The sequence below is a fragment of the Emticicia sp. GW821-FHT11C11 genome (assembly GCF_058808615.1).
In genome coordinates, this window is the sequence record NZ_JBXARV010000002.1 from 632,491 (window position 1) to 648,906 (window position 16,416).

Sequence of the window (16,416 nt, forward strand, 5' to 3'; positions counted from 1 at the left end):
TAAATTGATTTATTTTATTTCTACTGTATTGATCAATGTTCCGATTCCTTCAATAGTAATTCGTATTTCATCTCCCACTTCAAGCGTGAAATCATCAGGCGGCACAATGCCGGTTCCTGTCATTAAGAAGCAGCCATTTGGAAACGACATTTCTCTGAACAGGAACTCCGCCAACTCAGTATGCTTGCGTTTCATCCGGTTGATAGCCACAGAATCAGTGAAATAAGGAATATCAAAACGAAGAATCTCCAGTTTGATTTGTGTGTCAGAAGAAATAGGTTCATCCAGAATGGCAATGCAGGGGCCAATGGCCGCACTTTTATCGTATGATTTGGCCTGTGGCAGATACAGCGGATTTTCACCTTCTATGTCTCTTGAACTCATATCATTACCTGCAGTATAACCCGATATCTGGCCTTTCGAATTAATAAACAAAGTCAGTTCGGGTTCAGGCACGTTCCACTTAGAATCACGACGTATACGTACCTTTTGTCCGGAACCAACTACCCTGCCCGGGGCAGACTTAAAAAATAATTCGGGGCGTTCGGCATCGTACACTCTGTCATAAAAATTATCTCCTCCCGAGTTCTTAGACTCTTCCATGCGGGCATCTCTGCTTCTCAGGTAGGTTACTCCGGAAGCCCAGACTTCCTGCGACTGGATAGGTGCCTGCAAACCGTTTTCAATTAATGACTGATACTCTGTAACAGGTTCCAGCAATTGTATTTCACGCTGTAACTCAAAAAATAGGTTTTCGCGATTAATGAATAAGTCCCAGTCATGATGACGCGAAAGAAAATACTGATTCTGGTGCTCAATAACGAATCCCTGTAAAGTTTTGTAGGCTTTCATTGAATGGTATGGTGTTGTTTCCGATTTGTGAGTTAAACGACCTACAGGTTTGCCCTCTGTATGTCTGTGTTGAATAGCATTGATAAATATCAGACATCCTAAACAGCAAAACCCGGATACTGACGTCAGAAATTACGCTGGCAGTAGTACTCTGATTAATAATTTTCACAATGAAAGATACTATCGGCTATGCAAATTTTAATAAAAAGTATCAATTAAGCAACGAAGCGAATTGATATTCAATATTACTTAAAAATGTTGCCTAAGTACTACGAATATTTGTCTTAACTTAGCGGCCACAATAAAAAAGTAAGTTTATGCTTAAAAAATTACTGTTTATCTGTCTTTTTACCATCGCCACTAGCAATTGCTTTGCACAAGCATTTACCTATTATCCGTTTAACTCTATTTTTTCAATTGCTTCAAACCCCAATCAACCCATGTGGGCCGATTTCAGGTTTCAGATGAATTCTTATTTCTCTTCATTAAGCACTGAGATTTCGCCCATGGTAAACCTGACAAAAGGTCAAAAAGCCAAATTTTACGTTGGTGCGGGTGTCAAGGCCAATTTTCTGAATTATCTGAACGATGACCCTCAAAAAAGAAACCCGCTGGAAGGATATTTCATGAATCTGGGTGTGCGGGTCTCACCATTCAGCAAACTACCACAATTTCAGGGGATTTTCGAATTATCTCCTTACGCCAACAAAGAATTTGACTTAGGTGTTTTCAGGGCAAATCTGGGTATTGGTTATATACTGGGTAAGAAGAAAAAATAATGTTTCTCTTACAATTGCGGTATCTGAATACCGGTAATTTTTCTATACAAATCAATGGCAAAAAGATCGGTCATGCCTGAAATAAAATCTACAACTGCCTGTAGATTCTCATAAAGGCTTCTGTCTTTACCAATCATAAATTGTTTCGGTATCAGTTTAAGCAATTTTCTGGATTTAGGAGCCTCAGGTGAAAGAACAGCTGACACAAACTCTTTCAGTAAACCTCCTATGATATGATACCCCGCTATTTCAATCTCAATCACCGACTTATCATTATATATTTTTCTGACAGATATCTCGTCTATCTTTTTTATCAGATCTGTCGTCTTTTCATCTAATAAATCAATCAGGGGCTTGTTCAGGGTACCGGCTAATAGCTCTTGTTCATACTCAAAAAAGACATCGGTGCATTTGGCAATCAGCTTCCCTATCAGCGTAGCTCTCAGGAACGACAACTTCTGCTTATCGTCATCAATTCCATCCACTGTTTCGGCTATGTCCGGCTTACCCTCTCTTTTTTCAAAAAAAGGTTCCAGCAATTGTCGGGCTTCGTGCGTTGATAAAATCCCCAGCCTGTGGGCGTCTTCCAGGTCTATGATTCTGTAACAGATATCATCCGCGGCTTCAACCAGAAACACAAACGGATGGCGCGCAAAAATATTGGTTTGTTCATTGAGCCGGTTGAGTCCTAGTTCTGCAGCAATGCGTTGAAAAAAAGCACTTTCCGAATCAAAAAAACCTGATTTTTTGGTGGATACCAATCCATTCTTTTTGAATCCGGAAGTTGAATCGGCCGGATACTTCACAATAGATGCCAATGTGGCATAAGTCAGATTCAGACTGCTCTGGTTGAAAATAGTGGTAAGAATCCTGAATGCGTTGGCATTGCCCTCAAAATTCTTAAAATCATTAAACTGGTTTTCGCTCAATTCTTTCTCCAAAGTACTGAGTTTATCTCCTTCCAGCTCTTTGAAAAACGTACGGATGGCATCTTCGCCCGAATGTCCGAAAGGTGGATTACCGATATCATGCGCAATGCAGGCGGTCATCACTACTGCTGACAACTCAAACTTATAAAATTCTCTGGCTTCCTGACTTAGCTCTTCTTCATATTTAGCTACTATCTTCTCTCCTATGGCCTTTCCTAATGAACGCCCCACAGAGGCTACTTCCAGACTATGGGTAAGGCGATTATGCACAAAAACCGCTCCGGGCAAAGGGAATACCTGCGTTTTGTTTTGCAAACGCCTGAACTGTGACGAAAATATGAGGCGGTCGTAATCACGCATATAATCGTTACGGAAAATGTCCTGAGCCATTCTGTCTTCTCTTCCTAATCGTTTATTCGAAAAAAGCGTTTGCCAATTCATGTATCGTTTCAAATTTTGCTGCAAGATACAAAGGAGGGTTTATAATCGGGTATAAAGATTGATTTACCCGAACCCTCACCCCTAGTTTTTTTGAATACTTCCGGAATTTCCCAAATAACTTGAATCAAGAAAAGAAATAATAGTACTTTTTTTATAAACACATGCAACTATTAGTATATAAACCTAGATTTGTAATAACAACACCATAATAATCATCTTCAATTTTTTCTGATTTGAAAGTCATCATTATTAAATATAATGCAGGCAATGTGCAGTCGGTTATGTATGCGCTGGAACGCATTGGCGTAGCTTATGAGCTGTCTGACGACCCGGAAATTATTCGTTCGGCTGAGCGCATTATTTTCCCGGGTGTGGGCGAGGCCAGCACCGCCATGAAAAGCCTGCGTGAGAATGGTCTTGACCAGCTGATACCTACTCTGAAACAACCTTTTCTGGGTACTTGTGTAGGCATGCAATTGCTCTGCCGGTCATCGGAAGAAAATAATACTGATTGTCTGGGCGTATTTGATGTGCCCATTCTGCGTTTTCCGCAAATCAAAGGCTTCAAAGTACCACAAACGGGCTGGAACGACATTTACGATTATTCATCTTCGCTGACTGACGGGCTCGACTCTCACGCTTATGTCTATTATAATCATGGCTATTATGCTCCTTTGTCCGATTTTACTGTAGCCAAAACCAATTATATGCTTGAGTATTCGGCCATGCTGCAGAAAGACAATTTCTATGCGGCGCAGTTTCATTCGGAGATAAGCGGAGACGTGGGGCAAAAAATCTTTGAGAATTTTCTGAAATTGTAAAATCTTCATTCCTGATACCTGAATACGACAAAACCATGCTACAAATCATACCTGCTATTGACATCATCGAAGGAAAATGCGTACGCCTTACCCAGGGAGATTATTCACAGAAGAAAACCTATAATGAAAATCCGCTTGAGGTAGCCCGCATGTTTGAAGATGCCGGAATCAAACGGCTGCATCTGGTTGACCTGGATGGCGCCAAACAAAAAAAAATAGTCAATGCCAAAGTACTTGAAACAATAGCTTCCAAAACCAACCTGCATATTGATTTTGGTGGTGGTGTGCAGTCTGATACAGATATTAGACTGGCTTTTGATTGTGGTGCTCGCCAAATAACCGGTGGCAGTATTGCCATTAAAAACCCTGAACTGTTTGAATCATGGATAAAAACCTATGGCGGTGACACGATCATTCTTGGAGCTGATGCAAAGCAGGAAAAAATTGCGGTTAGTGGTTGGGAAGAAGAAACCAGTGTGTGGGTATATGATTTTGTGGGCGAGTGGATTCAGAAAGGTATTCAATATACTATTAGCACCGATGTGGCCAAAGATGGCTTGCTGCAGGGGCCATCGGTAGATCTATACAAGAACATGCAGGATCAATTCCCGACATTGAAAGTGATTGCTAGCGGCGGGGTCAGTTCCATGCAAGACCTGGAAGAATTGGCCGAGCTGAATATTTTCGGCGTCATTGTAGGAAAGGCCATCTACGAAAACCGCATTAGTCTGAAAGACATAGAACGCAGATTTTTATGAGCCACGAATTCAGAAAAGACGGGTACCTCATTAGTACCAATCAAACTTTGTTGCAGTTTGATGCAATTCATGATTTTCTAAAAACCAGCTACTGGTCGCCTGAAATTCCTATGGATGTAGTGAAGCGGGCAGCTGCAGGCTCCATTACTTTTGGTATTTACAAAAATACCGGAGAACAGGTGGGCTATGCCCGGGTGATTTCTGACTGTGCTACCTTTGCGTATCTGGCCGATGTATTTGTGCTGGAGTCGGAACGTGGCAAGGGATTATCTAAATGGCTGATGGAATGCATACTGCAATTGCCTGAATTGCAGGGCTTGAGACGCTGGACGCTCGCCACACGCGATGCCCACGGCTTATATGCACAATTCGGTTTTACTCCTTTGGATAACCCCGATGTAATCATGCAGATTGCCCGGCCGAATATTTATGTGGAAATGAAAGAGAAGAATACTGAAGGAAATATTGAGTGAATGTGTGAGTAATTCTGAACTATGATTTATCTGATTTAATGATTTCATGAATCGATACCTCAATCACTCATTCACTAACTCACCCAATCACTAAATTTATTAATCAGACAACGATGCTTACCAAACGAATTATTCCTTGTTTAGATATAAAAGACGGGCGCACGGTAAAAGGCACTAATTTTGTGAACCTTCGTGATGCCGGTGACCCGGTAGAGTTAGGCGCCACTTATGCAGAACAAGGTGCTGACGAACTGGTGTTTCTGGACATTACGGCAACGGTTGAAGAAAGAAAAACTCTGATTGACCTGGTGCGAAGAGTGGCCCGTACTGTCAATATTCCTTTTTGTGTGGGTGGGGGAATAGGGTCGGTTTCTGATGTATCAAAATTACTTAATGCCGGAGCCGACAAGGTTTCTATCAATTCATCGGCCGTTCGTAATCCGGATCTGATTAATGAATTGGCTTTGGAGTTTGGTTCTCAATGCATTGTTGTAGCTATTGATACCCGATACATTACGCTTGAGAGTGGTTTACAGGAACATATTGTGCATACGCATGGCGGACGGAAACCTACTGAATTACGAACCATTGCCTGGGCCAAGGAAGTGGAAGACAGAGGCGCCGGTGAAATACTGCTGACATCCATGGATACTGATGGCACCAAAGCCGGCTTTGCGCTGGAATTAACAGCGGAGATTTCAGATAATGCCAATATACCCATTATAGCCTCAGGCGGTGCCGGAACAATGGAGCATTTTTATGAGGTATTCACCAACGGAAAAGCCGATGCCGGACTAGCCGCCAGTATTTTCCATTTCAAAGAAATCGGTATTCCTGAGTTAAAGCATTACCTGCGAGATAAGGGCATATCTATACGAATTTAACCTCGTACCTGTTTTATTTACCCATTGCAAATCGTTTGATTTGGCCGCTATAGTGGTCGAGTATGTAAATTTCCTGATTGGCATCTACTCCAAATGAAGAAACCGAGCCGCCTGCATCCGTTAGCAATTCGACCGCTGTCTTGGTACTGCCATTAAAAGACAGAGCCCATACATTGCCTTTGGCATAATCAGCAAACAGGTATTTGCCCTGTAAAGCAGGTATTCGTTTTCCATGATACACATACCCTCCTGTTATTGAAACGCCGTCATTTCGCGGATACTGGTGAATAGGGTCTATTAATCTATTATCAGGGTCACAATCGTTTCTTGGGTTATAGCATCGGCTTGCTTCTTTCAACCGCCAACCATAGTTACCTCCTTTGATCACAATGTCTATCTCTTCAAACTCATTTTGTCCTACATCACCTACCCACAGTTGTCCGGTTTGAGTATCAAAACTAAACCGCCAGGGGTTACGTAATCCGTAGGCATAAATCTCTTCTCTGAAACCCTCACTATTGTTTACATAAGGATTATCAGCAGGAATACCATAATTGCCCTTGTCGGTTTTATGTACATCAATCCGTAATATCTTCCCTAGCAAAGAGCTACGGTTTTGTGCATAATTATGCTGGTCGCCCCAGGCTCCGCCATCCCCGACAGCAATATACAGATAACCGTCAGGGCCAAAGGCTACTTTGCCCCCATTATGATTATCATAAGGTTGAGCAAATCTCATCAGCACCGTTTCTGACGACGCTGCTACTTTCGAATCCTTAAAATTATTAACCTTGAAACGGGAGATTACTGTTTCTAACGGGTTTCTTCTGTTATAATTCACATAGAAATATCCGTTTTCTTTAAAGTTGGGGTCAAATGCTAAACCCAATAAACCCATCTCCCCTTGATCATCCACTCTGTCGCGGATATCCAGATAGTCAGTGGCTGCTTTTACTGCCGGATTATTATTAAATACCTTGATGCGGCCCTCCTGTTCCAGCACAAAAAGGCGGTTTGTGCCATCGTCGGCATGTACCATTTCAACGGGACTATTAAACTTCAGATTCGGGAAAGCGTTCTCAAGTTGATAAGGAGCCGGCTCAGCATAAAAAAGCCTGTTACCATTCCAATAGTTAATCAATAGTAATATCAGACCTACAGCCACCAGAGCAATTATCGCTAATAAAATGAAGAGTCTGTTTTTCAAGCGATTCACAGACCTGTGTGTTGGTAAATGAAGATACATAAGCGCTTTATTTATAAACAACCGTTATTGAAGTTTCTGTTAATGACAAACGGCAATACCAGATATATCAGTATGCTATACTACAACTTTAGCCTTACAATGCCAATGGAATCTGTACTACCCGAGGAAAACACAGGATGAAATGTTAGTTTTTATTACGTTCAATGTAATTCTCCAGAACCAAAGCCCACTCATGGGCTTCACATTTCCAATCCATCTGTGTGATTTTCATAGGCGCCAGGAACCGTAAAACCGGGTGCTCATAGGAGCTTAACAGAGGCCCCAGAAAATAACAGAAATCAGGGTCAGGTACTTTCACTTCGAGTTTAACCTGCAAGCATTCGTTGATGGCTTCTTTATACCCAAAGTCATTGTTCCGGCTAAGTTTTATCAGTGCTGTTTGCAGCATAATCTTATTCATGGCCGATTTTTCGGTTTTGAACAATATGAGTGCCGCTTCAATGAGTTTCTTACGGCAATGTTCCAGAGGCTTCACCTCAAAATCTCCGAGCAAACGGGCAAAATGATAAATAATTAAAGGAGCTGTAGCGTAATTGTGTGAAACCAGAAACGGATTACTGATAAACTCCTTCCGTTCAATGATTCCTTCCAGATACCTGTACGTATCCAGATCATATTCATTGTAAGGCAACCCATGCGATTCGAACAGATACATCAGATTACACAAGGCACAGGCATCAAACTCAATGGCCATGTTCTTACCAAACCAGGTTGAGTAAATTTTCAGGTCTTTATAATACCCGAATGTGTTTTTAACCTGTCTTGTTTTTGCTGACCCTGCCGATAAATTGGCATGTGATTTTAGCTTTTCTTTCAACCACACAACCTCTTCCTTCGTTGCTTTGCTCGTCAGATACACCAGGGCCGTATCGTCAATGTCATCCGGAAGCCTGAAATGCTCCATCCGGCGGAAGATATATCCATTGGGAAAATGACCGGAATCCCTGCCAGCTTTGGGTGTTTGCCAGAAATTATAGGTATTTAAACCGTCTTTGTTCTGATAGGCGGGGTAATTTCTGATAGCTTTTGAAGTAATTTCTTCAACCACAAGTTGGCTGTCGGCAGGCAGATTAGCTTTCAGTTGGTTTAACACCAATACAATAGAAGCTGTATAAAAAATATTGTTATCAGGGCGTTTATATAGCAAAAAGGTATTTTGCCGATAAGACGGAAAAATACCCTCCGGGAAATACGCATCACCCTGTGATTGCAACGAGGCAATTTTCTGAATGATTGTTTCAATACAACTATCTGAAGGCTTCTGAATCATCGTCAGCTAAATTTTCAGAACCAGTTTACCTGTGTTTTCACCTTTAAACAGTTTCATTAAGGTATCCTGAAAAGCCCTTATGCCTCCTTCGGCCACATCCGTATTTGCATTGAGCTTGCCCTGAGCCACCCACCCTGCCATTTCTTTAATAGCTTTACCATAATTGGCTGCATTATCAAAAACCACGATACCTTCCATACGGGCACGATTCACCAACAAAGACATATAGTTGCTTGGCCCTGCCGGTTTCTGAATAGCGTTGTATTGAGAAATAGCTCCACAAATAACTATTCTGGCTTTGAAGTTAATCAGCGTCAATACGGTATCCAGTATTTCACCACCAACGTTATCAAAAAAGACATCTACTCCGTTCGGGCAAGCCTCTTTCAGGTTCTTCCGCAAGTCTCTCGCTTTATAATCCACACAGGCATCAAAGTCCAGTTCTTCTACCACATATCGGCATTTGTCCTCACCACCGGCTATACCAACTACCCGGCACCCTTTAATTTTTGCTATTTGCCCGGCTACACTCCCTACCGCACCCGCCGCGCCTGATATCACTACGGTTTCGCCTGCTTTAGGCTGGCCGGTATCCAGCAACCCGAAATAAGCTGTCAGGCCCGACATACCCAAAGTACCCAGATAAGCGGGCAATGGTACAAAATTCGGGTCAACCTTTACCAGATGCGCGCCATCCAGCACCGCATACTCCTGCACACCAGTAATACCGGTCACATAATCGCCTGCTACAAAATCCGGATGTTTGGAATCAACCACCACCCCTGCTCCCAGCGCACGCATTACTTCGCCGATATTGACAGGTCTGACATACGATTTGCCTTCGTTCATCCAGCCACGCATGGCAGGGTCAATTGACAAATACTGTACCTGAACCAGCACCTGGTTCTCCTGTAAATCAGGAACATCTACATCTTCAATCTCCCAACATTCAGGCGTAGGGTTACCAATAGGGCGGGCCTGTAAATTAATGCGTGTGTTTTTCATAAGCTTTCAGGTTGATTTTATCTCCATTTTTCAAAACTATGATATTAAAATAAAATATTGTCATTTTTTCAGATGAATTCGTGTCACTATATATAAATTTGCCACTGTAAGTAAAAAAACTCAGAAATATTTAAAAAACTTTTAAAAGAGTTTTGGTTAGTAATCAGGAGTTTAGTATCTTTGCAGCCCGAATTAGATTAGCAAAGATATAAAATACATAAAACAATGGCGAAGAAAGGCAATCGTGTACAAGTTATCTTAGAGTGCACTGAGCAAAAAACAAGCGGTGTAGCAGGTATGTCTCGCTACGTAACGACCAAAAATCGTAAAAACACTACCAGTCGTTTGGAGTTAAAGAAATATAACCCATTCCTGAAAAAACAAACATTACACAAAGAAATTAAATAATTTTTGATTGCAGGGGTTCATCAGATTTTATCAGAATCCTGAAAAATCATTTGAATCAATACATCATAAAAAGATACTAAAATGGCAAAGAAAGTAGTCGCTACGCTTCGTGATAAAACCGCAGGAAAAAACTTCGCAAAAGTTATCAAGGCTGTGAAGTCTCCTAAAACCGGTGCATATTCTTTTAAGGAAGAAATGGTTCCTATGGAAGAATTGCAAAATGCTTTGAAAGCATAATTCCGATAAAATATTGGTTGAAGCCTTCTTGACGAACAAGAGGGCTTTTTTGTTTTGGAAACTCAGGCTAAATATTATTGGTTCTACAGCCGATTTTATTCATTTTTGAATTACGTTCTTAACAAACCGCTTAAAGTCTTGGAAACCCGGCACAGCAATTATCACCTCTTCCCGATCAAAGTCATTGCCACTGATATCGATGACCTCAATCATGTCAATAACATAGTTTATCTCCGCTATGTGCAGGAAGCCGCAGAGAGCCATTGGCGCACGGTTGTACCCAAAGAACTGAGTTCACAGATTATCTGGGTAGTACGCCGGCATGAGATTGATTACCTGAAACCTGCTTTTCTGGATAATGAACTGACAGTAAAAACCTGGGTAGATAATTTTACAGGAGTAACAAGCGACCGCCATTGTGAAATTTTACGGGAAAATGAAGTACTGGCACGCTCCCGCACCGTGTGGGTTTCACTTGATGCCCTGACCTTCAGACCCAAAAGAGTGAGCGAAGAAATTGCAGGTCTGTTTTTTGGCGCTGAGAGGGAATAAATTGAGATTATCTTTAAAATTAAACTGAATGTACAACAAAATTGTTATAGATTTGTCCTGATTCGCACAATCTTATCCGATTATTCATTTTACACTATTGTTATTAAATGGGCTTATTTGACTTCTTTTCAAAGGAAAAAAAAGAAACACTTGATAAAGGATTAGAAAAATCAAAAACAAACATTTTTGATAAACTTTCTCGTGCCATTGTCGGTAAATCGAAGGTGGATGAGGAAATCCTGGACGAACTGGAAGAGATTCTGATTAGCTCAGACGTAGGCGTGGAAACAACCGTGAAGATTATCAGAAGAATAGAAGCAAGAGTAGAACGAGATAAATACACAAACGTTGAAGAATTAGACAGAATCCTGCGTGAAGAAGTGGCAGCTTTATTGGCTGAAAACAACTCGCAGGATGTGAAAGATAGTTTTGAAACTGAGCATCTGCCCAAACCTTATGTATTGATGGTGGTAGGTGTAAATGGTGTTGGTAAAACCACTACTATCGGTAAATTGGCACATCAGTTTCAGAAAAGAGGCAAAAAGGTTGTTTTGGGTGCTGCCGATACTTTCAGAGCTGCCGCTGTAGATCAGCTTAAACTCTGGGGACAACGGGTGGGTGTACCGGTGATAGACCACGGCATGAATACCGACCCTTCGTCAGTAGCGTTCGATGCCGTTAAAAAAGGAATGGAAATGGATGCCGATGTGATTATAATCGATACGGCAGGGCGCTTGCATACCAAAGTAAACCTGATGAATGAATTGGGCAAAATCAAGCGGGTGGTTCAGAAGTTTTTGCCGGAGGCACCGCATGAGGTAATGCTGGTATTAGATGGCAGCACAGGCCAGAATGCGGTTATACAGGCCCGTGAGTTCACGAAAGTGACAGAAATAGACTCATTAAGTATTACCAAGCTGGACGGAACTGCCAAAGGTGGCGTTGTGATTGGTATTTCTGATGAATTCAAGATTCCGGTGAAATACATTGGTGTAGGCGAGCAAATGGACGACCTGCAGGTATTCAACAAAATGGAATTTGTGGATTCGTTGTTTAAGAAATAGCATTTTTGATTTTGCCACAAAGTACACTGTAGACACAAATTTCACAATCATATAGAAACGACAAAAGCCGCTGGAGAGCGGCTTTTGTCGTTTCTCAGGCTCTTCGCAATTAAGCTACATCGCATATCTGAACGCCTTGCTTCAATGAAGCCAGCATATCTGAACGTTTCGGTACAAACTCCTGTCCTACAAAGCCTTTATAGCCTGTTTCTACAATGGCTTTCATAATGGCAGGGTAGTTCAGTTCCTGCGTATCATCAATTTCTGCACGGCCCGGTACTCCTCCTGTATGATAATGCGCAAAATACGGGTGATATTTCTTGATAGTTGCAATTACGTCACCTTCCATAATCTGCATGTGGTAGATGTCGTACAACAACTTGAATTTATCAGAACCTACTTTATCACAAAGGGCTACTCCCCATTTAGAGAGGTCGCACATATAGTCTTTATGGTTCACTTTGCTGTTAAGCAGCTCCATCACCATAGTAATACCATGTTTCTCTGCCGATGGCATCAGCTTTTTCAGACCTACGGCACAGTTCTCCATACCCTGCTCATCAGACATTCCTCTCCTATTGCCCGAGAAACAAATTACCTGGTTGTAACCGTATGCTTTCAGTTTCGGGAAAATACCCTCATAACTGGCAATTAATTCGGCATGCAAAGCAGGATCGTTGAAGCCTTTTTCAATACCTAAGCCCGCACCCCAGGGCAAAGCACAGGTAAGGCCATATTTTTTAATCGTCGGCCAATCTTCCGGGCCTTGTAGTTCTACCGATTTAATACCCATTCTGGCGGCCTCTTTGCAAAGTTCTTCCAAAGGTATTTTACTATAGCACCAACGGGCTACCGAATGGTTGATTTTGCCGTTCAGGTCCGCTCCCAATACTTTCTCATTGGCCGCAAAGGTCTCTGTTAATGTCATCGGAGCCGACAATATGGCCGCACTGCCAACGATATTCTTCAAGGCCGAACGACGGGATGATTTAGATTCCATTGTTTATATAAGTTAAATTTGAATAGTTTTTAATCTCTTATACTTACGCTTTCAGCCGTAGGGAAATCCTTCGGCACTACCTGCGTTACTTTGCCTGTAGCTACCCATTCAGTGCCTCTTTGCAGGGTAGTAATAAAACCCTTACATTTCTGAGAATAGTTGCCGTGCCCCAGTGTGGTATGAAAAACCCTGCCTTTGCCATAGCTGATGGTCATCAGCATGGGTTCAATTCTACCGGAACCCCGTTTCTCCTTATCACTGTAGGCCGTTGCCAGCACTTCCATATTCCCGGCCGGACCTCTGAGTCGATCGTACAATTCGTCTTTTTCATGAAGCCATGCTTCAGGCAAGCCTTTGGTTATCGGGTGCGTGGTATTATGCACTTTTACCAGAAACTGGTGCTCCACTCCATGACTACCTCCCCGACCGGCACTTTTATCGTGTACGAAGTTATGCTTTTCTTCATCATAATACACATAAGGGCCTGATTTTTCGGTGCGGTCGCCCCAACCGCCAATGCCAATCATTTTATTGTAGGCTTCCCATTCCGGAAATGCGTTGTCAGCTGCATGCACCACTACGAAACCTCCGCCATTGCTTACAAACTTTTCAAAAGCCGCTTTGGTGGCATCAGACCATGAATCTCCGTTATAATTCGATAACACAACCTGATAGGCCGAGAAGTCGGGTTTAAAGCTCTCCATGTCACCTTTTTCCGGAGGAGTGGTAGCTACACTTACTTTGAAAAGCCCTGTTTCCTCCAGGTAGCTCTTCATCAACTGTGTGGTCTGCGGCCAGTTCTTGTGGTTGTTCTGCCCATCAATAATCAAAACATTAATCGGCTGTTTTGCTTTTTTCTGCCCCCAGACATTCTCTGCCGGCAGGGCTAAAAACGCTGCCAGAATAATCAAAAGTCTGCCCGCAAAACTTCGCTTTTTTATTGATGCTCTCATTACTTCAGAACTTTCATTTAGATGATACAAAATCTATTTTCCGCTTTTGCGGGTAAACATTTCGTGACCCTCATTTCCCCCCGACTTCAGGTAGGCAATCAGGTCTTTCAATTCTTCTTCATTCAGACCGTTTATCAAGCCCGGAAGCATTACTGATACTGATGAATACTTACTTGAAACCACATCCTTTTTGGCTACCTTTATCAACACGTCAGGTGCGTAAGGGTTCTGCGATATATAATAGGCATTCTTATCTTCATTGGCCAGTCTGCCTACTACTGAGTCACCGTTTTTCAGGATGAGCTGGGTAGCCGCATACTGATCAGAAACCGCCTTGCTTGGGTCTATGATGGCTTCAAGGATATCTTTCGTCGAGAAACGGGTACCTAGCTGGGTCAAATCAGGGCCAACATTGCCGCCTTCGCCTTGTATGCTATGGCAACGCCCGCAGGTAATGGCATTGTACATGTCTTTACCCTGTTGAAAATTACGGTTGGTGAGCCCATTCTCTACTACATTCACGGCGTTATCTACTTTCCAGTTTTTGCCGGGGCCTTTCGGATAATTCTGTATCACGAGGTCATTACCCGACTTGGTAAACATATCTGCTCCTGATAATTTATCATAATAGGCCACCTGTTGCTTCGGTACGTGTTCCAAGGCCAGCTTACGCATTCTATCGATGAAACCAATGTAACTTACACCACCTTTATAGTTAAGCGCATTACGCAACCATTTAAAGTATCTTTCTCTCAACTGTGGTGTCCAGCCTGTATTGGCAGAGGTAAGCACGGTAGCAATATAGGTTTGTTGCACCGGAGGTGTCTTTTCCAACATTTTGGCAATGTCGAGACCATACTGCGGGTTTCTCATGATCAAGTCTGCTGATGACGTAGCGGTTTTTCCACCGGCTATGGTACCTGCCGCCTCTTTTTTATCTAAAAGCGCTACACATTTGGCCACAGCACCCGGAGCTTCCAGATGTACAAGAATTCTGCTTAATAGCTTGTTTTGTTCATCACTGGCAGCAGGAAACTGAGGATTCAGATACGCAATCATTTTCGGTTTGGTAGTTGCCGCAGGTTCACCCATTCTGACAATCACCAACTCAAAAGCACGGAGGATATCTATTCTCTGGGATTCTGACAAAGTCGCATAGTTTACACTTAGCAAAGATTTCAGAATACTTTCTTTCAACTCAGGTGAGCCTTGACGAGCCAGGCCAATCATGGTATTAATAACCTTGACAGGGTCTTTTTCAGCCAGGGCTTTTTGTTGCCATTCTGCCACGGGTTGATGCTCAAGCGCTAGTCTGGAAGCATAACGAATAAATCTGTCAGGATGGTTTAAATTAGGCCAGGCTTTATCTATTGCCAGCGGATTAGGATCAGTATGGAAAGTCTCAATCTCTCTTCTAAGCGTATTTTCTTTAGTAGGGGTTGTCGCCAGAGATGACTCTACGGCTTCATTGCCATTATAATAGACACGGTATAAATCTGATTCGAGTCTGCGGCCACCTGTCAGGAAGTATAAAGCACCATCCGGACCGATTGTACCATCTGTCAATGGTAATGGCAGACCTGATAAGAACTCGTCTCTTTCTGCACTATAAGATGAGCCATTTGGTTTTAAGTGAATGGCATGTACAATACCGAAGCTCCAGTCAAATGCCAGCAAGACATTTTTATACTTCGCCGGGAATTTCGCGTCTTTGGTATGTAAAAGGTTGGTTGGTGAGCCCTGACCGATGTTCAAAACCGGAGGCAGGTTATCAGGCAAAACCGGTTCCCAGGTTCCTGAGCCCGTTCTCCACCCGTATTCACTGGCGCTTGTTACATGACAGATACGTGTCGGGCGATACCACGGTAGTCCGAAGTCCCACTCCATATCCGAATCATAGGCAAATAAATCGCCCACTTCATTAAAGGCTATGTCATACGTATTTCTGTAGCCACCGCTTACCATTTCCCAGTGTTTACCTTCAGGGTCAACGTTGGCTATCCAGCCACCCGGTTCCTTACGGTCTGTAGCATGGCCTCTCGGGTCTTTGATATGCGGGAATAACTTGTCGTATTTCCAGTTAGGAGGTAAACGGTACGAGTCAAATTTCGGAGGATCGGTATAATTACCAGCCACTATGTACAAAGATTTTTTATCGAACGATAGTATCACACCATGTGGGCCATGTTCGCCATCACCTTGTAGTTCTTTTAATAAAGTTACCTTGTCGAACTGGTCGTCTCCGTTAGTATCCTGCAAACGATACAAACCGCTTTTTCTCGGAAATTTCTTATTGCTGCTGTTGTTCATCATCACATATAAGCTGTTGAAAGCATATAGCAGCCCTTGTGCGTTTCCTAAAGCAACGGTGTCGCCCTGAACAATCAGTTTTTCTACTTTCGGAGTTGTACCTTGGCCGATAGCCGGGATATTCAGCCGATATAAGATGCCATACTGATCTGAAGCAATCAGACGGCCTTTGTCGTCAAAAGTCATCGATACCCACGAGCCCTGTTCGTTTTCAGAAGGGCTATACAGATGCTCCGCTTTAAAACCGGGTTGCAGCTTTAGTTTGGCTATCTTAGGGTTCTCTTCTGCCGTGGCCGGATTCTCCTTTATGCTGGTATAAGAAGCCACCATCAGGAATATCCCCGTCACACCCAGAAGAAGTTTCAGTGCATTTGGTTGAGTATACATAGTTTATTTTTTAGGGGTGAAATACT

17 protein-coding genes are annotated in these 16,416 nt (G+C 42.6%); 9 read left to right on the forward strand and 8 right to left on the reverse strand.

Annotation, left to right across the window (positions count from 1 at the left end; all coding sequences use genetic code 11):
* Positions 1-9: 9 nt before the first annotated feature.
* The gene (locus AC1RRY_RS12590) at positions 10-852 is read right to left on the reverse strand and encodes a fumarylacetoacetate hydrolase family protein (RefSeq protein ID WP_492820287.1); all 843 of its coding nucleotides are present in this window, start codon (positions 850-852) and stop codon (positions 10-12) included.
* A 317-nt stretch (positions 853-1,169) separates the two neighbouring features.
* Between AC1RRY_RS12590 and AC1RRY_RS12595 the strand changes: the two genes are divergently transcribed.
* Positions 1,170-1,631 (forward strand): hypothetical protein, encoded by a 462-nt coding sequence (locus AC1RRY_RS12595; protein ID WP_492820285.1) that lies wholly within the window; start codon positions 1,170-1,172, stop codon positions 1,629-1,631.
* 8 nt (positions 1,632-1,639) lie between these two features.
* Here the strand turns inward: AC1RRY_RS12595 and AC1RRY_RS12600 are convergent, their stop codons facing one another.
* Positions 1,640-3,001 (reverse strand): deoxyguanosinetriphosphate triphosphohydrolase, encoded by a 1,362-nt coding sequence (locus AC1RRY_RS12600; RefSeq protein WP_492820283.1) that lies wholly within the window; start codon positions 2,999-3,001, stop codon positions 1,640-1,642.
* 233 nt (positions 3,002-3,234) lie between these two features.
* Between AC1RRY_RS12600 and hisH the strand changes: the two genes are divergently transcribed.
* The 4 genes from hisH to hisF all read left to right on the forward strand — a co-directional run bounded on the left by hisH (position 3,235) and on the right by hisF (position 5,937).
* Entirely contained in the window at positions 3,235-3,822 is a 588-nt protein-coding gene (hisH, locus tag AC1RRY_RS12605) for an imidazole glycerol phosphate synthase subunit HisH (RefSeq protein ID WP_492820281.1), read from the forward strand.
* 35 nt (positions 3,823-3,857) lie between these two features.
* Positions 3,858-4,580, forward strand: a complete 723-nt coding sequence (hisA, locus tag AC1RRY_RS12610) for a 1-(5-phosphoribosyl)-5-[(5-phosphoribosylamino)methylideneamino]imidazole-4-carboxamide isomerase (RefSeq protein WP_492820279.1) — start codon at positions 3,858-3,860, stop codon at positions 4,578-4,580.
* Positions 4,577-5,053, forward strand: coding sequence for a GNAT family N-acetyltransferase (locus AC1RRY_RS12615; protein WP_492820277.1), 477 nt, complete (start codon positions 4,577-4,579; stop codon positions 5,051-5,053). Before hisA ends, AC1RRY_RS12615 begins: the two co-directional genes overlap by 4 nt.
* A gap of 113 nt (positions 5,054-5,166) precedes the next feature.
* Entirely contained in the window at positions 5,167-5,937 is a 771-nt protein-coding gene (gene hisF, locus AC1RRY_RS12620; protein ID WP_492820275.1) for an imidazole glycerol phosphate synthase subunit HisF, read from the forward strand.
* Positions 5,938-5,950: 13 nt separating this feature from the next.
* On the opposite strand, the gene AC1RRY_RS12625 is transcribed toward hisF, so the two are convergent.
* The 3 genes from AC1RRY_RS12625 to AC1RRY_RS12635 all read right to left on the reverse strand — a co-directional run bounded on the left by AC1RRY_RS12625 (position 5,951) and on the right by AC1RRY_RS12635 (position 9,479).
* Complete coding sequence (locus tag AC1RRY_RS12625; RefSeq protein ID WP_492820273.1) at positions 5,951-7,153, reverse strand: PQQ-dependent sugar dehydrogenase; 1,203 nt, start codon at positions 7,151-7,153, stop codon at positions 5,951-5,953.
* Between the two features lie 175 nt (positions 7,154-7,328).
* Positions 7,329-8,474: a hypothetical protein gene (locus AC1RRY_RS12630; protein WP_492820271.1), complete on the reverse strand. Its 1,146-nt coding sequence runs from the start codon at positions 8,472-8,474 to the stop codon at positions 7,329-7,331.
* A gap of 6 nt (positions 8,475-8,480) precedes the next feature.
* Positions 8,481-9,479, reverse strand: coding sequence for an NADP-dependent oxidoreductase (locus AC1RRY_RS12635; RefSeq protein ID WP_492820269.1), 999 nt, complete (start codon positions 9,477-9,479; stop codon positions 8,481-8,483).
* A 225-nt stretch (positions 9,480-9,704) separates the two neighbouring features.
* Between AC1RRY_RS12635 and rpmG the strand changes: the two genes are divergently transcribed.
* The 4 genes from rpmG (at position 9,705) to ftsY (ending at position 11,740) form a co-directional block, all read left to right on the forward strand.
* On the forward strand, positions 9,705-9,887 hold the full coding sequence (rpmG, locus tag AC1RRY_RS12640; RefSeq protein WP_492820267.1) for a 50S ribosomal protein L33: 183 nt from the start codon (positions 9,705-9,707) through the stop codon (positions 9,885-9,887).
* 81 nt (positions 9,888-9,968) lie between these two features.
* Complete coding sequence (locus AC1RRY_RS12645) at positions 9,969-10,124, forward strand: DUF4295 domain-containing protein (protein WP_492820265.1); 156 nt, start codon at positions 9,969-9,971, stop codon at positions 10,122-10,124.
* A 138-nt stretch (positions 10,125-10,262) separates the two neighbouring features.
* Positions 10,263-10,676 (forward strand): acyl-CoA thioesterase, encoded by a 414-nt coding sequence (locus AC1RRY_RS12650; protein WP_492820263.1) that lies wholly within the window; start codon positions 10,263-10,265, stop codon positions 10,674-10,676.
* A gap of 107 nt (positions 10,677-10,783) precedes the next feature.
* A complete protein-coding gene (ftsY, locus tag AC1RRY_RS12655; protein WP_492820261.1) occupies positions 10,784-11,740 on the forward strand; it encodes a signal recognition particle-docking protein FtsY in 957 nt (318 codons plus the stop codon).
* Between the two features lie 109 nt (positions 11,741-11,849).
* Here the strand turns inward: ftsY and AC1RRY_RS12660 are convergent, their stop codons facing one another.
* Genes AC1RRY_RS12660 through AC1RRY_RS12670 form a run of 3 tightly spaced genes read right to left on the reverse strand, consistent with a single transcriptional unit; the run spans position 11,850 to position 16,390 of the window.
* Entirely contained in the window at positions 11,850-12,740 is an 891-nt protein-coding gene (locus AC1RRY_RS12660) for a hydroxypyruvate isomerase family protein (RefSeq protein WP_492820259.1), read from the reverse strand.
* 29 nt (positions 12,741-12,769) lie between these two features.
* Positions 12,770-13,693, reverse strand: coding sequence for a ThuA domain-containing protein (locus AC1RRY_RS12665; protein ID WP_492820257.1), 924 nt, complete (start codon positions 13,691-13,693; stop codon positions 12,770-12,772).
* A 33-nt stretch (positions 13,694-13,726) separates the two neighbouring features.
* Positions 13,727-16,390, reverse strand: a complete 2,664-nt coding sequence (locus AC1RRY_RS12670; RefSeq protein WP_492820255.1) for a c-type cytochrome — start codon at positions 16,388-16,390, stop codon at positions 13,727-13,729.
* Positions 16,391-16,416: the final 26 nt, after the last annotated feature.